At 53.4% G+C, this 24876-nt stretch carries 18 protein-coding genes, 1 pseudogene and 1 riboswitch; of the genes and pseudogenes, 13 read left to right on the top strand and 6 right to left on the bottom strand.

The annotated features are described in order from the left end of the window. The first annotated feature begins 28 nt into the window (after positions 1–28). The gene (locus NST43_RS19590; RefSeq protein ID WP_339218831.1) at positions 29–1126 is read left to right on the top strand and encodes a GerAB/ArcD/ProY family transporter; all 1098 of its coding nucleotides are present in this window, start codon (positions 29–31) and stop codon (positions 1124–1126) included. Positions 1127–1131: 5 nt separating this feature from the next. On the opposite strand, the gene NST43_RS19585 is transcribed toward NST43_RS19590, so the two are convergent. The 3 genes from NST43_RS19585 to NST43_RS19575 form a co-directional block, all read right to left on the bottom strand. Beyond that, complete coding sequence (locus NST43_RS19585; RefSeq protein ID WP_339218830.1) at positions 1132–1365, bottom strand: hypothetical protein; 234 nt, start codon at positions 1363–1365, stop codon at positions 1132–1134. 143 nt (positions 1366–1508) lie between these two features. Continuing rightward, the gene (locus NST43_RS19580) at positions 1509–2525 is read right to left on the bottom strand and encodes an ABC transporter substrate-binding protein (RefSeq protein WP_339225475.1); all 1017 of its coding nucleotides are present in this window, start codon (positions 2523–2525) and stop codon (positions 1509–1511) included. Between the two features lie 108 nt (positions 2526–2633). Continuing rightward, positions 2634–4244 (bottom strand): AraC family transcriptional regulator, encoded by a 1611-nt coding sequence (locus tag NST43_RS19575; RefSeq protein ID WP_339218829.1) that lies wholly within the window; start codon positions 4242–4244, stop codon positions 2634–2636. Positions 4245–4370: 126 nt separating this feature from the next. Between NST43_RS19575 and NST43_RS19570 the strand changes: the two genes are divergently transcribed. The 5 genes from NST43_RS19570 (at position 4371) to NST43_RS19550 (ending at position 9189) form a co-directional block, all read left to right on the top strand. Beyond that, positions 4371–4730 (top strand): (2Fe-2S) ferredoxin domain-containing protein, encoded by a 360-nt coding sequence (locus NST43_RS19570; protein WP_036727434.1) that lies wholly within the window; start codon positions 4371–4373, stop codon positions 4728–4730. A 112-nt stretch (positions 4731–4842) separates the two neighbouring features. Then, complete coding sequence (locus NST43_RS19565) at positions 4843–5652, top strand: GNAT family N-acetyltransferase (protein ID WP_339218828.1); 810 nt, start codon at positions 4843–4845, stop codon at positions 5650–5652. Positions 5653–5696: 44 nt separating this feature from the next. Continuing rightward, positions 5697–6428, top strand: coding sequence for an SDR family oxidoreductase (locus NST43_RS19560; RefSeq protein ID WP_339218826.1), 732 nt, complete (start codon positions 5697–5699; stop codon positions 6426–6428). Between the two features lie 101 nt (positions 6429–6529). Beyond that, a complete protein-coding gene (locus NST43_RS19555; RefSeq protein ID WP_209984161.1) occupies positions 6530–7687 on the top strand; it encodes an AI-2E family transporter in 1158 nt (385 codons plus the stop codon). Positions 7688–7707: 20 nt separating this feature from the next. Further along, entirely contained in the window at positions 7708–9189 is a 1482-nt protein-coding gene (locus NST43_RS19550; protein WP_339225474.1) for a carboxylesterase/lipase family protein, read from the top strand. A 519-nt stretch (positions 9190–9708) separates the two neighbouring features. Here NST43_RS19550 and NST43_RS19545 read toward each other — a convergent pair. Continuing rightward, the gene (locus NST43_RS19545; RefSeq protein ID WP_339218823.1) at positions 9709–10887 is read right to left on the bottom strand and encodes a substrate-binding domain-containing protein; all 1179 of its coding nucleotides are present in this window, start codon (positions 10885–10887) and stop codon (positions 9709–9711) included. A gap of 232 nt (positions 10888–11119) precedes the next feature. Then, positions 11120–11267, top strand: a riboswitch (FMN riboswitch). A 129-nt stretch (positions 11268–11396) separates the two neighbouring features. Here NST43_RS19545 and NST43_RS19540 point away from each other — a divergent pair. Then, positions 11397–12359: a DMT family transporter gene (locus NST43_RS19540; protein WP_339218822.1), complete on the top strand. Its 963-nt coding sequence runs from the start codon at positions 11397–11399 to the stop codon at positions 12357–12359. 144 nt (positions 12360–12503) lie between these two features. On the opposite strand, the gene NST43_RS19535 is transcribed toward NST43_RS19540, so the two are convergent. Then, complete coding sequence (locus NST43_RS19535; RefSeq protein ID WP_339218820.1) at positions 12504–13676, bottom strand: hypothetical protein; 1173 nt, start codon at positions 13674–13676, stop codon at positions 12504–12506. Positions 13677–13864: 188 nt separating this feature from the next. On the opposite strand from NST43_RS19535, the gene NST43_RS19530 reads away from it, so the two are divergent. From NST43_RS19530 to NST43_RS19510, 5 genes and pseudogenes are all read left to right on the top strand, one after another. Beyond that, positions 13865–14530 carry a stage V sporulation protein AA gene (locus tag NST43_RS19530; RefSeq protein WP_339218819.1) on the top strand — a complete coding sequence of 222 codons (666 nt, stop codon included), beginning with the start codon at positions 13865–13867 and terminating at the stop codon, positions 14528–14530. Further along, complete coding sequence (locus NST43_RS19525) at positions 14527–14952, top strand: stage V sporulation protein AB (RefSeq protein ID WP_209984149.1); 426 nt, start codon at positions 14527–14529, stop codon at positions 14950–14952. Before NST43_RS19530 ends, NST43_RS19525 begins: the two co-directional genes overlap by 4 nt. A gap of 1063 nt (positions 14953–16015) precedes the next feature. After that, positions 16016–17560 (top strand): annotated as a pseudogene (locus NST43_RS19520) (spore germination protein); the annotation flags it as partial. A 192-nt stretch (positions 17561–17752) separates the two neighbouring features. Next, a complete protein-coding gene (gene lysA, locus NST43_RS19515) occupies positions 17753–19087 on the top strand; it encodes a diaminopimelate decarboxylase (RefSeq protein WP_209984146.1) in 1335 nt (444 codons plus the stop codon). Between the two features lie 127 nt (positions 19088–19214). Further along, positions 19215–19646 (top strand): peptidylprolyl isomerase, encoded by a 432-nt coding sequence (locus tag NST43_RS19510; RefSeq protein ID WP_036698220.1) that lies wholly within the window; start codon positions 19215–19217, stop codon positions 19644–19646. Between the two features lie 254 nt (positions 19647–19900). Here NST43_RS19510 and NST43_RS19505 read toward each other — a convergent pair whose 3' ends face one another. Beyond that, positions 19901–20662: a TIGR02206 family membrane protein gene (locus NST43_RS19505; RefSeq protein WP_339218818.1), complete on the bottom strand. Its 762-nt coding sequence runs from the start codon at positions 20660–20662 to the stop codon at positions 19901–19903. A gap of 281 nt (positions 20663–20943) precedes the next feature. On the opposite strand from NST43_RS19505, the gene NST43_RS19500 reads away from it, so the two are divergent. Next, positions 20944–24435 (top strand): collagen binding domain-containing protein, encoded by a 3492-nt coding sequence (locus tag NST43_RS19500; RefSeq protein WP_339218816.1) that lies wholly within the window; start codon positions 20944–20946, stop codon positions 24433–24435. Positions 24436–24876: the final 441 nt, after the last annotated feature.

Genomic DNA, 24876 nt, shown 5'->3' with positions numbered 1-24876 from the left:
TAACGGCAGAAATCAGGTGATTGGTGTTATGAAAAAAGAAATAGTCGGCCCGAGCCAGCTGCTTGCGTTGATCATTCTGTTTGAGCTGGGGACTGCCGTGCTTGTCCCCATCGGTCTGGAGAGCGGCCATTCAGTCTGGCTAGCTATTCTGTTTGCCCTTCCCGGAGGCATCCTGCTGTATCTGGTGTTCGCACATCTCTATCTCCAGTTCCCGGACCAGATTATAAGCGGGTATACACGCACCATTCTCGGGCCGTGGCTGGGCTGGCCCGTAAGTCTGCTGTTTTTGCCGGTGATTCTCTATAACGGCTCGAGAAATTTGCGGGAAGCGGGCGATTTGCTGATCTCGGCCTTCTATGACAAAACCCCGATTCTGATCATTAATTCCATCATGATTATTGCCGTGATGTATATCCTGAGCAAGGGGATAGAAGTGTTCGCCAGGACCGCCGAGATTGTCCTGTGGATCGTGATCTTTATGGGGTGTATCTGTATTATCGCTATAATTTCGGCCGGGCTGGTGGAGTATAAGAATCTATTCCCGCTACATATGAATGACTACATCCAAGCCTTGAAATCAGCCTATCCCAACATCCTGATCTTTCCGTTCGGCGAACTGATGTGCTTCACTACCATTCTGCCCCACTTCAACAAATCCCGGAAAATTAAGAAAACCGGAATCGTAGCCATCATTGTCAGCGCCTGTCTGCTCAGCTTCACGCATGCAATCGAAATGTCTGTGCTTGGAGAGGACCTGTACAGCCGGACCGCCTTTCCCATGTTTACGACCATTACCCTGGTGAATATGGCCAATTTCGTACAGCGGATGGATGCCCTTGTCGTCCTCACACTGATTATCGGGGCGTTCTTTAAGCTGACTGTCTACTGTTATGCTGCAGTTGCGATAGCGAACGATCTGTTCAAGGTTAACGATACAAGCAGGCTGGTCATTCCGGCAGGTGTGATTATGCTGTTCAGCTCTTTTGTCAGCGCGCAGAATTACCCGGAGCATATGAATGACGGGAAGACCTTTCTGGAGACGATTCTGCCGGTATTCTGTGCGGTGATTCCCATCCTGCTGTTCCTGATTCATCGTGTCCGGCGCAAGTTCGGCTTGTACCGTTAGCAGAATTAAGACGATTTCCGGCGGGATTGACGCTTCTTAGAGGCATGAACGGCTACCTGGATGAATGGGAGAAGCAGGAAGATCGTGATACATATGGCTTCCTGTATTGTCGTTGTGGCAAAGATAGTCGAGAGCGAATGAAGGGATGCAGGCAGGCTGATTCCGGCCATCACATCAATGATGACTATTAATGTAAGCGTCAGAACAGCGAACAGGGCATAGATACTGATAATCTTCATGGAGGTCTCCTTGTGCGCCGCAAGAATAATTTGCCGGTTCCGGCGCGGCGGGCTACAGATATTATCTCCGAGTAATCGATAGGGTAAACGCCAAAAGCTGCCGTAAGCCATTGAAGGCTCCGGGCAGCTTTATTATTACTCCATTATTGTTGTGCCCCGGTCAACCAATCGGCCAGCTCCTCCGTTTGAGCCAGAACGGCAATCGGATCATAATACCAGGAGCGCTCTTCTTTCCATACATAGATCTTCCCGTTCTTGACCGCCGGCAGGCTGCCCCAGATCGGGTCTGCCTGGAAGTCTTGGGCAGTTCGGGTGTTGTCAGTGATGACCAGATAATCGCCCGCATACTTGCCCAGGGTCTCAGCGGATAATTCTGCCCACTGCTTCTCCATAATTTCAGCAGCCACTCCTGCCGGCGGCTTGCGCCCCAGCGACTGATAGATGGGCTGTCCTCCGCGTCCGAAGTTGTCCCCATAGACCCAAGTGGACTTGTCTGCATGTTCGAGAATGCTGAAGGTGGCCTCGGCTGGAATAGCTGCATCCACGCGGGCCTTGGCGTCAGCAATACGCTTATCATAATCTGCCAGCCATGCAGCTGCTTCCTGCTCCTTGCCCAGCAGCTTGCCGAAATAGTTCAGCTCTTCATGCGCATTCTTCAAATCGCCGTATGGCACAATGACCGTTGGAGCAATCTGGCTGAGCGCTGTATAGCTGTCTGCATTGCCGGAGATAATCAAGTCGGGATTCAGCGCGATGATATTCTCCGGTGACATCTTACCGTATGTGCCGGTATCGGCGACTCCTGTAAGGAATTCTTTGAAGTACATATTCTCCAGTGTAAGCCCGGGTGCACCGACCGGAATGGTATCCAGTGCAATTAAGCTGCCCAGATATTCCTCGGCAACAATCCGCTGCGGTGCTGCCGGCACCTCAATATCTCCATTCACAGTCGTCACAGTATGGAAGGCGGGAGCTGTGGTTGCAGCAGCCTTCTCGGGCTGAGGGGAGGAAGCGGGTGTTCCGGTAGCCTTAGCTGAAGCAGCATTGCTGCTAGTAGAAGTGTTGTTTCCACAACCCGAGGCGATAAGCGTCAAAGCCAGAAGCAGAGAAATGGCAAACCAAGCTTTCCGGTGAATGCGGCGTGAGCGTAAATACGTGATTTTCAAGATGTAGCCTCCTTAATGTAGAACGATTATCATTCTCAATAACACTTTACAGAGTTTGCTCTATTTAGACTATGGCTGAATGTGATGTTCGGCTATGTAAATTTATGATGTCAGCGCCTGCACCAGGACCTTCAATTGGGCCTCGGAGGAGAGCGGATCGAAGCCGTAGAACATGCCAGCCTGATTCAGGAAGTAGATTCTTCCGCTTAAAGAGTCATCAATATAATGTTGCTTCAAGGATTGAAGAAAGCTCTGCGGCGGGTCCAGCGCTTCAGCAGCCTCTATACTTGAGGTAATGAAGAGATGGTCGGCGGGGTAGCGGGCGATGTTATGGAAGGCAATCTCCAGATAGCCCTTATCCAGCAGTCCCTCGGCAACGAGGCCAAGCGGCGGGCGAAAGCCAAGATCATGATACAGAATCTGCGCCCCCCGGCCATAGCTGCTGCTGAAGCAGTAGGCTGTCTCTGCGCCAAGCTCCAGGACCATGGCGGTTCCCCGGTCACCGATCCGCTGGTCTAGCAGCTGATTAGCCTGGTGACAATGCCAGTCATAGATATTTAGCCAGGACTCAGCCTGCGGCTTGCGCCCGGTCACCTCGGCAATCAGCCGGAATTGCTCCCGCCAGTCCATTTGCATGAAGGGAATCTCAATCACCGGGGCGAAGGTCAGGAGCTGCTTGCTCTTGTCAGGCAACGAGTAGCTGATAATGACATCCGGCCGGGCCGACGAGAGACGTTCGTATAGACCTGCGGAGCCGATCCCTTCATTCAGCAGCTTCTTCCTGGAGGGAACGGGCTCCATTCTCTCCATCCAGGCCGAATAGACTCCCAGCTGGGGGACCACTTCAAGCGCCTGGAGGCTGGCCGTATGATTGAAGTTCAGCGAGACTACGGATTTGCTCTTACGGTGATAGGCTGAAGGAGAAATTCCTACAACCTGCTTGAATTTGCGGCTCAAATAGGTTCCTTCGCTATAACCAACCTCAAGCGCCAGCGTACTCAGATTAGGGGCTCCTGTAAGGATACGCTGCTGGGCCTTACGGATGCGCAGCAGAGTTACATATTCATTAAAGGTCTGGCCCGTGGATTTGCGGAATGCGCGGGAGAAATGCTCCGGGGTGACTCCGGCAAGTCCGGCAGCCTGTCCTCTTGTCAGATCTTCATTATAATGAGACTCTATATGCCGAAATACACGGTCAATCCACTGAGCCGGCGGCTCTGTGTACTCCGCAGCACTGTCATACAGCTCCGTGAGCAGCTCTGTGAACAGAGCTTGCAAGGCAAACGGCGGGCGCTGCTCCGGCTGGTTCCAGCCGCTTAGAAGCTGCATAGCAAGCGCACTTATATGAGGAGGACAGCTTCTGACCGGCTGACCATGGTTCAGTGGGTTGAACGGCCGGCTATTGCCGGAGATCACGGCATATTCGATCCACACACCCTCCAGCTTATGGCTGCGGGGCAGACTGATATCCTCTGAGCTGTCACTGCACAAGATATGGCCGCCGGATAGACGGATACGTTCTCCATTCCACGTTATAGCTCCGCTGCCTCCGGTGACCACTGCAAGGAGAGAAGTGAAGGGCTGAAGGGCATTTTCCCGGTTAAAGGTGGCTTGATCCAGTGCCATTACACGTACCGGGATATAAAAGCTGTGAGAATTAGGCAGTGAACTGCCGGCATTTTGCGTCTGCATGTTTCGAGTCACTCTTTTCATAGATGATAATCATTCTCATTGTTAGTATAACAGCCTTTCCTTCTATTGACGATCCCCGAAAAGGAAGGTAAGTTTAGGGTCAGAGACAAGCAGGGTATAGTTGTATTAGAGGGGGCGAAGAAGGCCATGACAACCTGGAATCTGCAAGGAACGGTCAGCCATTTGCTGATCTGTAACGGAAGTGACTGCAAGAAGCATAAGGGTGAAGAGGTAGCGGAAGCGATTGAGGATGAGATTACGAAGCAAGGGGCAGATGCGCTGATACATACAACAGTAACCCGCTGCAACGGAAGATGCTCGGATGCCTGTGTCGTGATCTCTTACCCGGAAGGCGTATGGTACAGGGATGTCACCCCTAAATCTGCCAAAAGCCTGGTGCGCAAGGTGCTGAAGGGAGAACAGCTCGAAGAGAATCTGCTCTATACGTATGAAGAAGGCTTCAAGGCCGCTACCCCCAAGGGTGCCAAAGGTAAGAAGAAGAAATGATAGTATAGTGATCATTGCAGCCCGCTGCTGGAATTCTCCGGCTCCGGGCTGTTTATTTTTTCCAAGGGGAGCATTACAATAGATAGAAAAGTCTCAAGGAGGGGGAAGCGGGATGTTCGTAAGCTTTGGGCCGGGGGATGCTGTGCTGCACAGCAGGCTGTTCATGCAGGAAGAGGTGGAATATAATCTCATCCATTTGGTTGCCCAGAACGGGGAAGCGCTGCGGATCAGGACAGAGGAGAATGATCTGATCTTCGCCCATAATGCCGGGCATAACTCGTGGTTATGGTTATCGCCGGAGCTGGCAGAAGAGAGACGCCGTTCCCTTGTCCGGCAGCTGGCGGAAATGCTGGAGGACCGCGGATTGCCGGGGGTTAACGGAACGCCGGAGACGGGGAAGCTGTTCGCCGATGCGTACGGCAAGCTTACCGGCAAGTCTTATCAGGTCCGGATGATGATGGAGGCCTATCACTGCCCGCAGGTACAGATGCCGCATGGTATCAGCGGGAAGCTGCAGCAGGCGGAGCCAGGCGATATTCCGCTCATCGCCGGGTATTTAGCCGGATTCGTGCAGGATTGCTTCGGTACGGAGAGTGCGCCGGAGGATCATCTGGGCTATGCCGCAGCGGTTACGGCATCGGGCAAGCTCCGTCTGTGGATCGATCGGGACCAGCCGGTGTCTATGGTTAATCTAGCTCATCAGTCTGCCAGACAGGCACGGATTAATGAGGTCTACACTCCGCGTGAGTTCCGCAAGCACGGGTATGCGAGTGCGGCTGTAGCTGCCCTGTGTGCCGAACTTCTCAGCAAGGGCGTGACGCCCATGCTCTATGCCGATGCGGCGAACCCCGATTCGAACAAGGTCTATCAGTCGGTGGGCTTCAAGCGGACCGGGAGTATTGTTGATTTGCGCTTTCAGTAAGACTGTGATTATTAAGTCTATTACAAAGGGAGGAATGTCAAAGGATGCTGCAAGGAATGAAAATAATAGTGACCGGTGCTGCTTCAGGTATTGGTAAGGCCATTGTCAGACATAGTCTGGAGACGGGAGCTGAGGTCATCGGTTGTGACCTGGATGGTCCCCGTCTGGAGGAGCTGAAGCAAGAGGCTGCTTCGGATAAGCTCTATACTTACCGCATGGATGTCGCCGATTACAGCGAGGTGGAGCATTTCTTCTCAGCTCTTCAGCAAGAGCATGCCGATGTGAGCGGGCTGGTTAACAATGCAGGGATCTATCTGGGCCGCAGCCTGCTGGAGTATACGCCGGAGGAGATCAACCGGGTGATGGATATCAATATCAAAGGGTATGTCTACTTCTCCCAGGCCTTCGGACGCATGCTGCTGGGGCAGAAGCAAAAGGGCGTCATCGTCAACATGTCATCAGTCTCCGGCCAGGAAGGCAGCTCCGATGCAGTATACGGTCTAACGAAGGCTGCTATTCTTGGCTTGACCAAGAGCTGCGCAATGAATTTTTCCCCTTTGATCCGAGTGAATACAGTGGCTCCGACCATGGCGGACACCCCGATGATGGGACATATCCCCGCCTGGAGGCAGCAGGAATACCGGGAACACCAGTTAAATCCTGAACCGCTGCTGGCGGAGGATGTTGCCGATACGGTGATTTTTATGCTGAGCAGCAGAGCCAGAGCTTATACAGGAGCCACCTTTGATATTAACAATGGCTGCTATTTGCGTTGATTGTCCCTGATTTGACTTGCAGCCACGGGGTTACTATGCTTATACATAGTGCAAATAATCACACTTAACAGGTAAGAGTTGCAGCTAGGGGGCGGCAGGATATGGAGAGACGGCAGGTATGGCCGGATAAATTCAAGAAGTTTTTTCTGAACAACAAGTTTGTGGTAGGTCTGCTGATTGCGCTGCTGGTAGGCTTAACGATACTCGTATTCTCAAAGATTCCGTTTGTGTTCAAGCCGCTGTCTGTGCTGCTGCATACGGTGGCAGCGCCGCTGCTGCTCTCAGGGATCGCCTATTATCTGCTGAATCCGCTGGTGGACCGTCTGGAGAAGAGAAGCCGGGTGAAGCGGGCGTATGGCATTGTCATTCTGTATCTGATCATAATGGGGATCATTACCCTGGTTCTGCTTATGGTCATCCCGATCATCCGCACCCAGCTTATGGGCCTGATTGACAACTTCCCCGTCTACAGTGAGCAGATTCAGGAGGAGTTCGTCCAGCTTACCGGCAGTGAACTGTTCAACAAGATTCAGTCGAGCGTAGGCACGGACCTTAGTGATATCACGAGCAAGGTGACGACTTGGGCCACCAGCTTCCTGAATAACGCCGTCAGCGGCGTAGGCAGCTTCGTAGGAACGCTTACCGAAATTGTGCTGGCTGTAGTGACTACACCGTTCATTCTTTTCTATCTCCTGCGCGACGGCAAAAGATTGCCCGACTACCTCATGAGACTCATCCCTACCGCACTGCGGCCGCAGTCCCGGATGGTGATGCAGGAAATGAACAATCAGATCGCATCGTATATCCGCGGCCAGATTATTGTCAGCTGCTGTATCGGAGCACTGCTCTATATCGGCTATCTGATTATCGGGCTGGAGTATTCGCTGGTTCTGGCGATCGTTGCCGCTTGTACGGCTGTAGTCCCTTATCTGGGGCCGGTCATTGCGATTACCCCTGCGCTGATTGTGGCGATGGTTACCTCACCGTTTATGCTGCTGAAGATGGTCATTGTATGGACCGCAGTCCAATTGATCGAAGGAAAGTTCATCTCGCCGCAGATCATGGGGAAATCGCTGAAGATTCACCCGATTACAATTATTTTTGTGATTATTTTTGCCGGAAAAATGTTCGGTGTACTCGGTATCATACTTGCGGTTCCGGGCTACGCCGTGCTTAAGGTGGTCATGACCCATATCTTCCAGTGGTTCCGCTTCCGCTCCGGGCTCTACAGAGTCATTGAAGAAAAGACTGAGGAATAAAGCGAAAAGGAATGAGTGCAATGACAGGACAACTGGTGAATACAGCTTATGGGCAACTGAAGGGAGAAGCGGGAAACGGCGTGAACGTGTGGCGCGGTATCCCGTTCGCTGCCCCGCCGCTCGGAGAGCTGCGCTTCCGGGCACCGCAGCCGCCGGAGTCCTGGAGTGGCGTACGGGAGGCCATCAAGTTCGGACCGGTCAGCCTGCAGCCGGTAAGCACCAGCGGGACGCGTTTCGGTGGTACCACCCCGGTCTACGATGAAGACTGTCTATATCTGAATGTCTGGTCCCCGGCGGTAGTGGCGGAGACCGAGGCGCTGCCGGTGATGGTGTGGATTCACGGAGGCACCTTCGTTACCGGCGCAGGCAGCCAGCCGATGTTCGAGGGCAGCAATATGGCCGCCTCCGGGAATGTCGTGGTGGTTACAGTGAATTACCGGCTGGGTCCGCTCGGGTTCCTGCACCTGTCTCCGCTGGGCGGAGGGCTGGGCAGCAACTTGGGCCTCCTGGATCAGATTGCTGCCCTGGAATGGGTGCAGCAGAATATCGCTGCATTCGGCGGTGATCCGGCGCGAGTCACGGTCTTCGGTGAATCGGCAGGAAGCATGAGCATTGCCGCGCTGTTGGCGATGCCAGCAGCGAAGGGACTGTTCGCCAGGGCCATTATGGAGAGCGGGGCGGCGCAGACGCTGAATGGGGAGCAGGGCAGGCAGATTGCCGCCGCATTGCTAGCCGAGCTGGGCCTTCAGTCTGGCGGGGATACGCAGCTTCTGCATACGCTCCCAGCCGGAGAGATCATGGAAGCCGCAGGCCGGATGGCGTACAAGCTGTCCGGAGACTCGATGAATATGTTTTTCCAGCCGGTTGTTGAGCCGGGCACCCTGTCGGTTGAACCGGTACAGGCGATTGCGGCGGGAGCTGCCAGCGGCATTCCCGTGCTGATTGGAACGAATCTGCATGAAGGCAATCTGTTCTTCCGCGAGGGGCAGAAGGCGGATAGCTTCGAGCAATCCCTCAAGGCGCTGGAGCAGCTGATGGGAGTAGATGACCTCTCCGAGCTGACCTCGGATTACAGCCATACCTGGGAAGGACAGGCAGAGGTGCTGACCGACCTGTTCTTCTGGGCCAGCTCCATTTCATTCGCGGAGAAGCAGCAGGCGCATGGCCCCGTGTGGATGTACCGCTTCGACTGGACGGTGTCTGGGCATCCGCTGCTGGAGAAAGCCATTCACGGGGCGGAGATTCTATATGTCTTCAACAATCTCCCGCTGCTGAAGCAGTATGGCCTGAGCGTGACACCGGAGATGGAGGCAGTGGCCGAGGCGATGCAGACTGCCTGGACCGCCTTCGCCCATGGGGGAGATCCGGCAGCGCCGGGACTGGATTGGCCGCAGTACACACCAGAGACGCGGGCAACGATGATCTTTGACCAAGCCTCGCGTGTGGTGAATGACCCGGACGGGGAGAAGCGCAGACGGATTTTTGAGCATTATGCGGGGTGATTGATCATTCCTGACACCTATATCGATTGAAGCAACTTCTAATAAAGCAGCAGACCCATCGCCGGGGAAGATTTCCCGGAGGGTCTGCTGCTTTTTTGATGTAAAATAAAATATGATTTTTGTTGGATTGGTATTTAGTGTTGAGAAGAGCGGGGGCGGGAATAGTTGGAATTCCTCCACTTGCTAATGAGTAGTTGAACGCTGTGAGGGTAACAGTTGGATAAACTACTCTTAAATAAACAAAATTCAGCTAAAGTATCGAAACTCACCCAATTTGATGCTGTTTTTCCACTTGTTACCGTTCGATTGTCAGAAATGGGGAAATTAAGATACGTTTTTCCACTTGTTTGTTGAAGTGGGGGGGCTCTGCTGCTTCTCCCTCCGGTTGGCAATCAAGTGGCATGAGGCACGAATTTCATTTCCCAGTGCACTGTATCCGCACCGTCTGCACACAGTCCCGTGCCGTCTACACACACACCCTTCCTGAGCCCTTCCTGCCATCTCTGCCTTTCGCAACCGTCATTTCACCGGAGTGTAACCTGTCTTCTCAACCAGCTCCTGGCCTTCGGCGGACAGAATCCAGTCCAGGAACGGCTCGATGTTCGGGTTGGTGCTGCCGGCCGTTACAGCGTAGAATTCGACGGCGAGCGGGTATTCGCCGCTGCGGATAGTCTCCTTGGAGGGCGGCACCTGATCGATGGCCAGCAGCTTGATCTCATCGCTGGCATTCATCTGTGAGGCGTAGAACAGGAAGCTGAAGCCGAGCGCGTTATTGAAGTTGCGGTAGCTGGCGGTGAGGCTGATAATCCCGCTCATCACATCCGCCACATTCTCCTTGGGGGGAGCCATCAGCTGGCGGTCCTCCATGATTTTTTGCAGCTTCGTCTGGCTGCCGCTGTTCTCTTCCCGCTGAAAAGCACGGATGGACGCCTTTTTGCCGCCGACCTCCTTCCAGTTCGTGATAGTACCGGAATAGATATCCTTAATCTGATCGATGCTTAAGCTGTCCACCGGATTGCGCTTGTTGACGAAGAAGACGAACGCTTCGCGCCCGATCGGAGTGAGCTTCAGCTCCCGGCCCGCTAGCTTGGCCTGCTTCAACTGGGCCAGCGAAGGGGCTGCGGCAAAGATAATATCAGCATTCCCGGCGATCAGACGCTTGTAAGCCTCAGAAGTGCTGGTGCAGAGGACGAGATCATTTCCGGTCAGCTCAATGCTGGAGTTATAGGAATCTTGCGGATACACGGCCTGGACAAAAGCGGAGTACAGCGGATACAGCGCCGTTGCACCATCCAGACGAGGCAATTGCTCCGTAAGCTGATAGACTGCCTTGTGCTCCAGAGAAGCAGCTTTGGTATTCGCCTCAAAGGGTGCGTATTGGTACAGGTTCACCTCCGGCTCCCTGACTTCCGCCAAACTGTCCACATACGCTTGTCTAATCTCATGGCCTGCGGCTGCCAGCACACAGATTCCGGCAAAAGCAGCCAGGATCATCCGGCGTGTCTTTCTGCTGAACAAACCGAAGATGCTGAATATGGAGAGTACAGCCAGCCCGGAAGCAACGACCAGGACAAGTGGGCCATAGAACAGCATCCCTCCGGTAAAAGAGACAAAAAAGTAAGTAATAAAGCCGATGATGGCTATGCCGGCCAGAGCTAGGATGGAATACAGCAGATTGGTCGAAAAACTTCTTTTCATGATAACCTCCAAATAATTCTCTATATTAGGGATGATTATTGCTCATACTATAGTGTAGCGCACGCCGCCGTTTCTGCCAAACGATCCAGAACCTGGCTGCAGTACACGGATTTGGTTGCCAGAATGACTTTTTTAATGATTGCTCAATGAAATATAATGAATGTTTTCATAAAATACTGGACGAAATCAAGAATCAGAGGTATTCTGGGATTGTGAAAATAATAACAGAATACAAGATTCTCGGGGTAAGGTGAAATTCCTGACCGGCGGTGATGTTCGTGAGAACTAAGCCCGCGACTCGTTACTCTATCACAAGAGGAAGCGACTGATCTGGTGACAATCCAGAGCCGACGGTAAAGTCCGGATGGGAGAGGATCATAAGATAAAGGCGGGCGGGGTCTATTCCGCATGTCTTTATTGATAACAACCCCCGATGTTTGTCCTGTTCACAGGAGACATGGGGGTTTTTGGTCTCTATCGAGGGTTTGTATCGACAAGGAGAATGAAAGATGAGTAATGTATCTGCTTCATCCCAAGGCATGCGTACCGCACCGGTGCGCAGCGGATTCTGGCTGGTGGTTCTGGGGGCGGCCTTATGGGGAGTTGACCCGCTGTTCCGCATTATCCTGCTGAAATCCCTGACTTCGTCCCAGATAGTACTGCTTGAGCATGTTGTGCTCTTCCTGGTGGCTGCCCCGGTAATGTGGCGCACCCGCGCGGAGCTGAAGGGTATCCGTTTGCGCCAGGCCGCAGCACTGCTTGTTGTATCGTGGGGCGGATCAGCCGTAGCGACCATTCTGTTCACCAAGGCCTTATCCAGCGGAGACTTCAATGCTGTGCTGCTGCTCCAAAAGCTTCAGCCCTTGTTCGCCATTGGTCTTGCCGCTGTTATTCTAAAAGAACGCCTGCCACGCAATTTTGCACCGCTGCTTATCGTTGCACTGGCCGGAACCTACCTGCTGACCTTCGGCTGGACGATTCCCTTCGGTCATGTGAACAGCTTCATGGGCGTAGGAAGCCTGATGGCGCTGGGCGCTGCCGCCTTGTGGGGCGGCTCTACAGTCATGGGCCGTTATCTGCTGGGCTCGATGAAATATGAGACGGTAACCTCCTTGCGCTTCATTCTTGCGCTCCCGTTACTGTTTGTGATTACAAGCATGGAAGGCGCCCCGTGGCAGATGAGCGGCGGAGTTAGCGGCTCGGCGGCAGTTGCCATTAACCTGCTGCTGCAGGCGCTGCTGCCCGGACTGCTCAGCATGCTGCTCTACTACAAGGGACTGAACACGACCAAAGCTTCGGTAGCAACCCTGGCCGAACTCAGCTTCCCGATGACCGGTATTCTGATTAACTGGGTGGTATATCGGCAGCTTGTGACCCTGCCGCAGATTGTCGGCTTCGCCTTGATCTGGATGGCCCTGTTCTTTATCTCCAGTCAACAGAGGGATCAGCTCCAGCCGGCCAAACAGAATTAACTTCGTAGCGCTACAGTCTGAGGGGTTAAGGCCCCAGGACCCAGCGCATCACAATCAAAGAGGATGTTCCTATACGGCCGCGCCGTCCGGGAACATCCTCTTTGTTGTATAGCAGACTGGCAAGGGTCCGCCACTGGAGTGATTTTATTTCAGATAAGGAGTGACCTGGATGCTCTTATACCCAAGCTCCTTGATCTGCGCCGGTGTGATATACAGCCTGCTTGCTGAATTGAAGCTGTTCACAGGCGTAAGGATAGTATCCTTGCTGCCGTTTGTAATTTTATAGATATAAGCGGCAGAAGGATCGCCGGTTGCGCTGAGGTTCATCACTTCGATCTTCCAGCCAAGTGCCGCAGCAAGCGGCTTCACTGGTATCCACTCTTGTCCGCCCTTAGTGAATACGGTGGATACATCGACACTTTTCCCGTCCAGGTTCAGGTTGTGTTCATAGGTTAAGGTGATGGGCATGTCAGTGACCGGCAGGTCCATCAGCGCCATATCCTTAGGGAAAGAGACTTCTGGTCTGGAAGATGGAGGGGCAGGGAACAAGGCTTCAAGCTCGCGGGTGTCTTTGACCAGCCGTGACGATCCGTCCTTCAGATTGTAGATCCAGGGGAGGCGTTTGGGCTCGTTTTTGACATATTGCAGCAGTCCCTTCGACAAGTTTAAGTTGTTCAAGGTTCCCTTCAGCAGCTCCTGCCGCGTTCCTGTGGACGGATCATACGTGCTAATCACATTCTGCTTCGCGGCCTCATTATATCCGTTCTCAAGCAGCATGTGCTGGTTCATCCACCGTGCATTGTAGTACTGCTGAGTAGAATAATAGACGGATACTTTTCCAGTCGCCGTATTTCTCAGATATTGATCATTGAATTTTGCGGTATACCCTCTGCCTGGTACATCCCCTGGCTGCCAACCATAACGGGAACGCTCCAAATAACCCCAGCGGCCGTCAGGGGAGATGGCGTATTCGCTTTTGCGCATAATGGACTGGCTCTGCGTATCGTATACATAGGCTTGCTCCGGATCATCCATCCCCGTTAACTGCAAGTTCCCGCTGTCATACTTCCGGAAATGTTGAAAAGCCTCCGGCCATTTACTATATGTCCCATCCGGCTGCTGCGCAATAACGGCGTTGATGAACTGGTTCCCTTCCACTTGACTCACTGAATACAGCTGAACATTGCTGCTCTTATTGGCATAGGAATCGTATACTTCAATCTTCTCGGCAGCATGTGCTGTAAACGGCGCGGCGAATGCCAGAAGCATAGAGGCAGATAGAACCATCCGTAAGGATTGATGCAGTGCTTTTCTCATATGAACTTCCATCCTCTCAGTGTAAATAACTGTAATTATAGACGGCGCTGGTGCAGGAAAAGTTTCGGTGATCCTGCTTAATCACGATGAATTGCGCAGGGGAAGAGTAAAAATAAGCCTTTTTTCCCATACTACCGTTATTCTTGCTGCATTACCGCTTCATACCTGAGCTTAAGGAGGCCCCGCAGATGAACACTGACCCCCCGGCTCCGGCCGTGTATATCCAGCTTAAGAACCGGGTGACGGTGCCCAAGGGCAAGGGGGTGTTGCTGCGCGATGTTGCTTATCTGATCACCGAGCCGCATTGGCGGGAGCCGCTGTATTCACTGCTTGTGCTTCAGCCGCAGGAGAATGACGGCAATCTGATCCTGATTGATCTGCTGACCGTCATTCCGCGGATTCAGGAGGTGTACCCCGATGCGGAGATTCAGCCGATTGGCGAAGGCCGCACCATTGTACAGATTGAAGGTCCGGCAACGGCTGCAAAACCTTCTATTGCCCTGTTCGTTCTGGTCTGGCTGCTGCTGTTCTTCGGCTCGGCGCTGACGATTATGAATTTCCATGCTGATGTCAGCATGCTGGAGGTACAGATCCGGATTGTAGAGATGCTGACCGGCCGCAGGGACGAGCATCCTTATCTGTTTCAGATCGCCTATTCGCTGGGCATTGGGTTTGGGATGGTGATTTTTTTCAATCATTTGTTCAAAAAGAAATGGAATGAGGAGCCGACTCCCCTTGAGGTGGAAATGTTCCTGTATCAGAAGAATATCGATCAATATGTAATCAACGAGGAGTACCGCAAAATGAAACGCCGCAGTGACGAAGCACCCGGCAGCCGGGAGGGGGGCGCATGACGGCACCGCTGTCGCTCGGACTTCATCTGCTGCTCGGGATTGCCGGGGGAATTGCGGTGGGCGGCGGGGTGATCGCGCTATTCGTAGTGCTGGATATCATCCCCCGGCTGGCACAGCTCACCTCCTCCTATGACAAGGTTCATTGGTATGAGGGAGCGATGGTCGGCGGTTCCCTGCTGGGGACAGTTAGCGACTTCTGGAACTGGAAAATGGCGGCGGGCCCGCTGATTGAGCTGGGAGTAGGCCTGTTCAACGGCATATTCATCGGCATGCTGGCTGCTGCTCTGACGGAGGTGCTCAATGTCCTGCCGATCCTGGCCAAACGTCTGCATATGACCCATCTGCTGCTTGGTCTCTTAATGGCGATGGTATGCGGCAAAGTGGCAGGCTCGTTGTTCGACTGGTTTGTATATCGACAGTAAAGGGGGCTAGAGAGTGAGGTATATTCATAGCGGTGATCAGGTAGAGTCGGATAACAAGCAAGACCGTTCTGCGCAGCAGAAGTCGCCGGAGCAGGAAGAGCAACCGGCGGCTCAGAGTGGCCGGGGTCAGGAACTGGAGGCGTCAGCGGAGCTGGGTGCGGTGACGCGCCCGATTGAGGGGGGGCAGGAAAGCCCATCTGGCCTGGATGTTGCTCCGTCTGATAGTGGCGGTAAGAACGCAGCAACTGGAGAAGGTGAGGATAGCAGCGGTAAGAACGCTGCATCTGGAGATGGCGGGGCTGGTGGCGGGAAAGATGCTGCGTCTGGAGAAAGTGAGGATAGCGGCGGTAAGAACGCAGCGGCTGGAGATGCTGGGGCCAGCACCGAGGACGATGCCGCTGCCGATAGCACAGACGATCAGGAATCGTCCGGCGGAGGCATCAAAGGGTTCTTCAGCAGTCTGTTCGGCGATGATTCCGGGCCGGAGGAGCAAGCCGGGGATGGCTCCGCGAATATGGACGGATCAAAGAATCAGGAGATGGAAGCTGCGGATGAACTGGGCAAGTCCGGCCAGCCGGAGGAGAAGTCTGCGGAATCCGGTACCGGAGACCAGGCAGCAGACGACTCGCAGCAAGAAGCGAATATTTCAGGAGATTCTGCCTCCGCCGGTGTTGCAGGCCCGGAATCAGCGGATTCCGAAGGTGCCGGCACACCCGAGCAGACCGGAGCAGCGCAGACTGGTGAAGATAATTCAGGGACAGATAATTCGGGAACGGATAATTCAGCTGCGGAGTCCGGCGCGGGACAGGGAACCAATGAAAACGGCGGAAGCTCGTCACAAGAGATGGAGACCTCGGACGAGCTGGGGGCGCAGACGCAGGATAAGAGTCACAAAGGCTTTTTTGCCAGATTATTTGGAGATGATGAAGAGTCTGAGGATCTGGAGGACGATCAGGAAGCTGGTCAAACCCAGCAGCCGAAGCAGTCTGCCCCCAAGCAGTCCGCCCCTAAGAAGGCCAAAGCCGGGCAGGGAGCGGATTCTGCCAGCAAGCCCAAGGACCCTCTGCAACAGAAACGGGACAATGAACGCTCTGATTCCCTGGAGCAGTCGATTACGTATTGGCAAGGCAATGACAAGATCCCGAAATCCCTTGCGGATGCTAAGAATACACTGACCGAGGTGCTTGGGCTGGGCTCATCCTTCGATATTGTGTTCAGGGAAATGTCCTTTGGCGGAAAACGCGCTGCTCTGCTCTGCATCAGCGGGTTCGCGAAGGATACGATTATCGATGAAATTCTGAAGCGCCTGACGTATCTGACCCCTGATCATGTATCAAGTGATGTGTTCGCAAGCTTCATGAGCGAGTATATTCCCCATGTCCAGGTAGAGAAAGGTGAGCTGTTCAGCGAGAGCATCAACAAGGTGTTATCCGGCATGAGCGCGTTCTTCATTGAAGGGGAATCCCAGGTTATTATTATGGATACCCGCTCGTACCCATCCCGTAGTCCGGATGAGCCGTCGATTGAGCGGGTGGTCCGCGGATCGCGGGACGGCTTCACAGAGACACTGCTAAGCAACGTGGCTCTGGTTAGAAGACGTATCCGCGACCCGGGGCTGAAGCTGGAGATGCACCAGATCGGACGGCGGACCCGGACAGATGTGTGTTTGGCCTACATCGATGATATCGTGGACAAGACCCAGGTGCAGGCCGTTACCGATAAGCTGAAAAGCGTCAATCTCGACGGCATTCCCCTGGCGGACAAGCAGCTGGAGGAAGCGATTGTCGGCGGCGGCTGGAACCCCTATCCGCTGGTCCGTTATTCGGAACGGCCGGATATTGTCGCTTCCCATCTGCTGGAGGGCCGGGTGGTTGTGTTTGTCGATACTTCCCCGAGTGTGATGGTGCTGCCGACGACGTTTTTTGATCTCTGCCAGCATGCGGAAGAGAACCGCCAGACGCCTTTTATGGGGACTTATCTCCGCTGGGTCCGCTTCATCGGGATCTTTGCATCGATGTTCCTGCTTCCGCTGTGGATGCTGATGGTGCTTCATCCGGAGCTTAAGCCGGGCATGCTTGATTTCATCGGTCCGCAAAAATCAGCCAATCTCCCGCTCATTGCCCAGTTCCTGATCGTTGAGCTCGGGGTAGACCTGCTGCGGATGGCTGCGGTGCATACACCGACGCCGCTCGGCTCCGCGATGGGGCTGATCGCTGCCATTCTGGTCGGGGATATCGCCGTACAGACTGGGCTGTTTGTCAATGAAGTGGTGCTCTATATGGCGGTGGCCTCCATCGGGATGTTTGCTACGCCGAGCTACGAGCTGGGGCTGGCCAACCGGATTGTCAGGCTTGCGCTGCTGCTGGCGGTGGCTGCCTATGGCATCCCCGGCTTCATGATCGGGACGACACTGCTGGTGGTGCTGCTGACCACACACCGTTCGTATAACTCCCCATACATGTGGCCGTTTATACCATTTAATGCAAAAGCCATGGCGGAGATCCTCCTGCGCCAGCCGGTGCTCAGCTCCAAAACAAGGCCATCCTTCAACAAAACAAGAGATAACACCCGGATGCCTGAGAATAAGGAAGCCCCGCGCAAGTCGTAGGAAAATACAAATCAACTGCAAAAAAGTCCATTCAATGGTGTTCCCTCTGTCTGTTATACTGAATATACTGAACAGCCCCGCAATAAGCCGGATCTGTATTCTGAGCACCTGTTTCAGGAACGCATCGGGGCTACAAATCATATACTAGACAGGGTGGAACGGATTATTCCACAGAAATTGGAGGACTGCGCAATGTTTTTACACGGGACGAGCCGAATCAATGATGCAGGGCATTTGGAGATCGGCGGATGTGATGTAACCGAATTGAAAGCGGAGTATGGGACACCGCTATATATAGTGGACGAGCAATTGGTCCGCCGCCGCTGCCGCGAATACATGGACGCTTTTAGAGCTTCCGGTCTCGGGTTCCAGGTGGCTTATGCCAGCAAGGCGTTCTCGACGATGGCGATGTGCCGGCTTGCGGATGAGGAAGGGCTATCGCTGGATGTTGTCTCCGATGGAGAGCTGTATACTGCGCTGCAAGCCGGTTTCCCGGCAGAACGTATTCATTTCCACGGCAATAATAAGACACCGGACGAGATTGAGATGGCGATCGATGCAGGCATTGGCTGCTTTGTTGCCGATAATTTGGTAGAGCTTCGGCTGCTTCAGTCCATTGCGGCCCGCAGAGAAGTGACTGTTAATATTCTGCTCCGCGTTACGCCTGGGGTTGAAGCCCATGCCCACCATGCCTATGCTTCCACAGGACAGACTGACTCCAAATTCGGCTTCGATATCGGCAACGGCTCGGCCCGTGAAGCGGTCAGCCTGGCCGATAGCTTGGCCAATCTTAACCTGCTTGGCGTACATTCGCATATCGGATCGCAGATTTTTGAGACTGAAGGCTTCCAGCTTGCCGTTGAACGTATCGCCGAATTCACCCGTACCGTCAAGGAAGAGCTGGGAATCAGCTTCCCTGTAGTCAACCTGGGCGGAGGCTTTGGAATCCGTTATGTGGACGGCGACACGCCGCTGCAGGTATCCGAATATGTCGCAGCCATCACAGATGCAGTGAAGACCCACTTCACTGGCATTAACGATTCGCTGCCGCAGATCTGGGTGGAGCCGGGCCGCAGTATCGTAGGGGATGCCGGAACGACCCTGTACACGGTTGGAACCAGCAAGGAAATTCCGGGTGTGCGCAAATATGTAGCCGTTGACGGCGGCATGACAGATAATCCGCGTCCGGCCCTGTATGAATCCAAGTACGAAGCGCTGCTGGCAAGCCGTGCGACTGAGCCTAACGTGGAGAAGGTATCCATCGCCGGCAAATGCTGCGAGAGCGGCGATATGCTGATCTGGGATGTTGAGCTGCCTAAGGTGGAGAGCGGCGATTTGCTGGCTGTGGCTTGCACAGGCGCCTACAATTACTCCATGGCCAGTAACTACAACCGTATCCGCCGTCCGGCAGTAGTGTTCGTGCAGAACGGGCAGAGCGATCTGGTCGTACGCCGTGAGTCCCATCAGGACATTGTTGCCAATGATATCGTGCCTGCACGGATTGCCAAACAGGCTGTTACAAAATAAGAAGACTATAGGGTTGTGCTATAACGGCAGGCGGGAAGACTTCCCGCTTGCTTTGCTTTGTGCTCCGTTTCATAGTAAACTAATAAAAGTGTTCTACATCTGTCATTTCGAAAGGGGTCATTTACATATGACTAAGCAAGCGAAAGTTACACTCGAAAACGGCGGCGTTGTGCTGATCGATTTGTTCGATCAGGATGCGCCTAATACAGTAGCAAACTTTGAGAAGCTGGCAAAAGACGGCTTCTACAACGGATTGTTGTTCCACCGCGTGATTCCAGGCTTCGTAGCACAAGGCGGCTGCCCTAACGGAACAGGCACTGGCGGTCCTGGCTACACAATCAACTGCGAGATCAACCCGAATAAGCACGAGCGCGGCTCCCTGGCTATGGCCCATGCCGGCAAGAACACAGGCGGAAGCCAGTTCTATATCGCTTACGCTCCACAGCCGCACCTGGACGGAGTACACACTGTATTCGGTAAAGTGGTTGAAGGCATGGATCTGGTTGACGCTTTCAAAGGCCGCGACAAGATGACGACCGTTGAAATCGTAGAAGCGTAATACAAGTATTCCATGGAGCCGAGGGGGAGATTGTTCTCCACCTCAGGCATCGCCGAAGCACCCGGCTGGGTTAACCAGCCGGGTGCTTTTTGCCGTTCGGTGAATTGTACAAAATTCTCCAATTAATTTCCTCGAAAGCTCTAAAACATCCGAATTAAGATACGTTTGTCCAACTAAGATGCTCCTGAACTTGTAGCCATCGGCGCTTGGCGGGAATGAGGGGCATAAGTGCCCCTGAATTCAGCCCCCACCGTTTACCTGCCGAGTTTCACGCGCGCGGCGGCGCGGCGGGCGGTGTACACCTCCGGCAGCTTGAAGAAGATCAGGAACATCAGGAGGAAGATGACGAAGGCGAAGGCTTCTTCAACCAGCAGATAGTAGGGATAAGGGCCGAAATAGTCCAGTACCGAGAACGTGCTGGGCTTGCGTATCAGGAACATATAGTTGGAGTCCAGCAGTATATTGGCGGCGTACACGCACGCAGCGACAAGGTTCAGGCAGAGCATGGTGAAGAACAGCGAGCGCCAGGTCGGCTTATATCCTTCGACCCAGGTCATATACAGGGACGCGAGAATGATCGAACCATGGGCGATGAAGAACAGCAGGAAGCGGAAATGCGGGAACGGGTAGATCAGATTGGGCGTAAGCAGAGCGATGAATGCACCGCCGATCCCGGCAAAATAAAGAAAGCTGTACAGCAGCCTACTGCGCGTGAGCAGCATCACGATCGACAGAAGCAGGGTAATTCCGCATAGTTCCAGCGGCAGGGAGGAGCTGCGGCTCCAGCTGCCATGGGAGAGATACCAGACATGCAGGCCCCCCTCGGAAGCAGCCAACAGTAGAATCAGCAGCAGGCGTGTGCCTAATCGCAGACCGGACCGGCTGCGCAGGGCGAAGCGGGCCCCAAAGAGCGCCAGGCAGCATAGGGCGATGACAGACAGGGCAATGAGATGTGAGGCTGAGAGCATGACGAAATCGCTGTCATGGGGACGGTCCCAAAATAAATTCCGGTTCATTGGAATCTCTCCTTGAATCCTGAGATAAATTACCAAACATATTTTTGCTTAAATTTAATTATATCTGATTCTAAAGTTCTACTCTTAGGTGATATAAGTATATATCGTATGTAATGGACAGAAAAGTCAAGTTTACTGGTTTATTTACATAAGATGGACTCTTAGCCCGTATACATAACGAAACTTCAGGTGGAGTGTGTCCTTAACGGTGCGTTCAGCAGCCATCTTTTTAGCAGGGATGCTTCAAATCATTCAATCGAAAGAACGGGGGCTTATGGGAAATGGTGAAAAAAAGAACAAGCCTGGCAGTAGTCCTAGTCATGCTATTTGTGCAATTGGTCTCAGGGCTGGGCTTCACCCAGCAGGCTACAGCGGCGGCCATTGAACAGGACCGGGACATTATTACGAGCGTATCCATGGCGGTATATGGTCCGGATGGACAGACGGTGACAGGAAGTGTGTATGATGTGGATTCCACCGTGAGGCTGGACTATACCTGGTCGCTTCCTAACGGCCACGGCTATAGCCAGGGAGACACCTTTGCTTTCCAGCTTCCCGAGCAGTTCCAGCTCTTCAATGACATTCAGGGCGGACTGGAATCGGACGAAGGGACGGTAGGCACATTCACGGTCAGCCAGGCTACCCATCAGGTAGTAATGACATTCAACGACTACATCGAGAGTCATGCCAATGTGCAGGGGACCTTACGTATTAATACCCAATTTGACAAAAAAGTGATCAGCGGCAGCACCGTCCAGCAGATTTTGTTCCCGGTGGGCGGCGGGGTCCAGACGATTACGGTATCGTTCAAGCCAACTGTAGGCTCGACGATTACCAAGAAGGGAATCTCCAGCGGCTTCAACGCGGATCATATTGACTGGACCGTCGATGTGAACAAAAGACTGGAGGCGGTAAGTGGCGCTGCTGTGACCGACCCGATTCCTGCCGGGCTGGCACTGGACAGCACGGTTACACTTGCCGTCTACCAGCTGAATGTTCAGCTTGATGGCACAGTTACGCAAGGCCAGCTGGTAGACAGCAGCAAATATACTGCCGGAGTCTCCGGCGGGACGCTGAAGCTTCAGTTCACGGACCCTGTGATTACAGGGGCATACCGTATCGCGTATACAACACAGGTAGTAAGCGACAACTTGTCGAGCTTTACCAACACGGCAACCTTCACAGGGGATGGTCGTGACCCGGTAAGCGCTTCGGATACAGTGGTTATTGAACGCGGAGGCAGCCTTAACAAAAAAGCCGTCCGTTACGACTGGGGCACTCAGACCATTAACTGGGCTATCGAATACAACTACAATAACCGGACGATCTCCCCGGAGAATGCGGTGTTGACAGATGTGTTCAACAGCTCCCAGGTGCTCCTGGAGAACTCGGTGCGGATCTATCCGGTTACCCTGAATGCAGCCGGAGAAGCTGCCAAGGGCACGGCTCTGAATGCAGGCAGTGATTATACGCTAACGCCAGTCAGCGGTGAATCCGGCAACGGATTCAGACTGGAGTTCAAGCATACGGTGAAATCAGCTTATCTGATCGAATATACAACCAAAGCCGCAGACCGTGTGTTCAGCGATACGAAGATCACTAATACTGTCTCTGACAGCACCTATAGCAGCAACGCTACTCAACTGATCCGGCCTATTATTATCTATAAGAATCTGTCCGGCGTGAATTACAACAAACACACCACCGACTGGAAAATCACGTTTAACGGCGACAACTTCCCAATGAACGAAGTGGTGGTTACAGACAGCTTCCCGCAGGGAGGACAGAAATACATCTCAGGTTCACTGGTGGTCCGTACTCTTTCCGGCACAGTGATCCCTCCTTCGGCTTATACTCTGATTGTGAATTTACCAGCTCAGCCTAATGAAGGCTTCAAGGTGAAATTCAATGCACCGGTTACAGGTACTCATACCATTAGTTATCAGACGGAATTCAGCAATGACTGGCTTACCGGCAATACGAATGATTTCATCAACGTGGCCCGGATTGACTGGAAGGACAGCCAGAACAAGTCACAGTGGACAGAAGCCAGCGGGAAGTTCATTCCTAATTCCGAGGTGAAGAACAACGGGTTCAAATCCGGGGCGTATGATGCTTCTGCCAAGGAGCTGACCTGGACCGTAGGCGTCAATTACAACAGCAAATCCATTGCCGATCCTGTAGTGACGGATATACTGGGTGACGGACAGTCCCTGGTGCCTGGCTCACTTAAGGTATACAAGATGAATATTGCCAAGGATGGAACGCATAGTCCTGGCGCTGAGGTGGACGGCAATGAGTTCAGCTATAGCGTGGGAAGCGGTAATGAGTTGAGGGTTGATTTTGACAAAGCCATTAATTCGCCTTATTATATCGTGTTCAAAACCAGCCTGGCCGGACAGTTAATTGGAACTAAGGTAGCCAATACAGCGAAGCTGCTGGATGGTACGAAGAAGGTCTCCAAGGATTTGAAGGCCACGGTAGATATCCCGCACGGGGATGAATATGTGTTCAAAGACGGCGCGCAGAATGGAGATAAGCTGAACTGGACCATTGCGATCAACCGCACCCAGTCCCATGTAAAAGATGCCGTGATCACCGATGTGCCGAGCACGAATCAGATCCTGCTGCCGGACAGCTTCCAGCTCTACCGTACGGTTACGGCCGTGAACGGCGAAGTGACGAAGAGCGGTCCTGCACTTGTGAAGGATACCGATTACACTTTAACGATCAGCGCTGATGCACAGGGCAGACAGTCCTTCGTCTTAAGCTTCCCTGGTGACATCCATTCTGCTTATGTGCTGGAATATCAGTCGCTGATCGTAGCGAACACTGGCGATAAGCTGGTCAACTCCGTGAGCTTCAGCGGCAATAACGTCAAGCTTATCACCAAGGAGACGACCAAGGAGATTATCGTAGGAGTGTCCAGCGGTTCGGGAACAGGCAGCGGCGTCAGAGGAACGCTTAATGTTTTCAAGCTGGAAGCAGGCAATGTTGCAAAACCGCTGGCGGGAGCTACCTATGAGCTATACCGTCTGAACGGAAGCGATCGGGTGCTGGTGAATACCCGCACTACAGATGCAGCAGGCATCGCAGCGTTCAACAATCTGTGGCTGGGCAGCTATGTCCTGATTGAAACAGTTGCACCGCAAGGCTATGTACTTGATTCTACCGAGCATCCGGTGACGATCGGCTCATCGGCCGTGCTGAATCTTACCCTGTATAATAAGCTGGCGGAGCAGCCAACGCCGACAGTAACACCAACGCCGACTGTAACTCCGGTGCCAACCGAGACACCTGTAGAGACTACAGTTCCAACTACGGCTCCATCGCCGGTGCCTACAGATTCTACGGGGCCAGAGGCTACACCTGTTCCGACATCACCTGCTGGAGGACCGGTATTTACTCCGGTACCAACACCAGCCGGAACATTCGAACCGGGAGTCATTATCGATGAGTCGCAGATTCCTGCAGGACCAGGCTTGCAAGGAACAGCGCAGCCATCAGCTCCGGCACCAACTGTGACTCCGGGACCGGCAGCACCTGAAGTGGTGACGCCAATCGACGATAATATCCCGCTTGGCAATCCGGAAGTAGATGTTGAAGACGATCCGGTTCCGCATGGGACAGTCTCGGGTACGAATGACGGCAGCGGCAGATTGCCGCAGACCGGAGAGAGCAGTCCGCTGCCGATTTACCTGACGGGTGCAGGCCTGATTCTGGGCGGCTTCCTCCTCAGCCGGGTATTCCGCAGAACACGCAAGCAGGACTAGGCAGAATTAGAGCAGCAGAATAGGGGTACAGCAGGGGCTGTCCCATAAGCGTAACTCGTAAAAAAGGAGCGATTCTCCGTTATCGGAGGACCGCTCCTTTGCTTTTCTGGTCGTTCGCAGCTTGCTTCAGCAGGTTGTGGGCGAGCGAAAGCCAACCAACCTCAAAATACAGCGCGATAAGCTGAGTGTACGCGTAAATGAGCGTCCATCCATGTGCACACGTTGATCCTACTACACAATAAAGAACTGTCCCAAGTAGCCATTTCATGGCTCTTGGAATAGCCCCTTTTTGCTCATCTAGTTCGCTTCTGGTGAATTCAAGTGTACTTGTGCACTTCATTCGCTCATTTGGGCTGCATTCCGTAATTTCAGAGTCAGTTGGTTTATGCTAAAATTGAGCGTACTAAGATCGCTCTTTTGAGATGAATGGGTTTTGAGCTT

It is taken from the genome of Paenibacillus sp. FSL H8-0332 (assembly GCF_037963835.1).
GTDB lineage: Bacteria > Bacillota > Bacilli > Paenibacillales > Paenibacillaceae > Paenibacillus_AQ > Paenibacillus_AQ rhizoplanae.
Note: the sequence above shows the minus strand (reverse complement) of the source record. Positions and strands in the feature narration are given on the sequence as shown.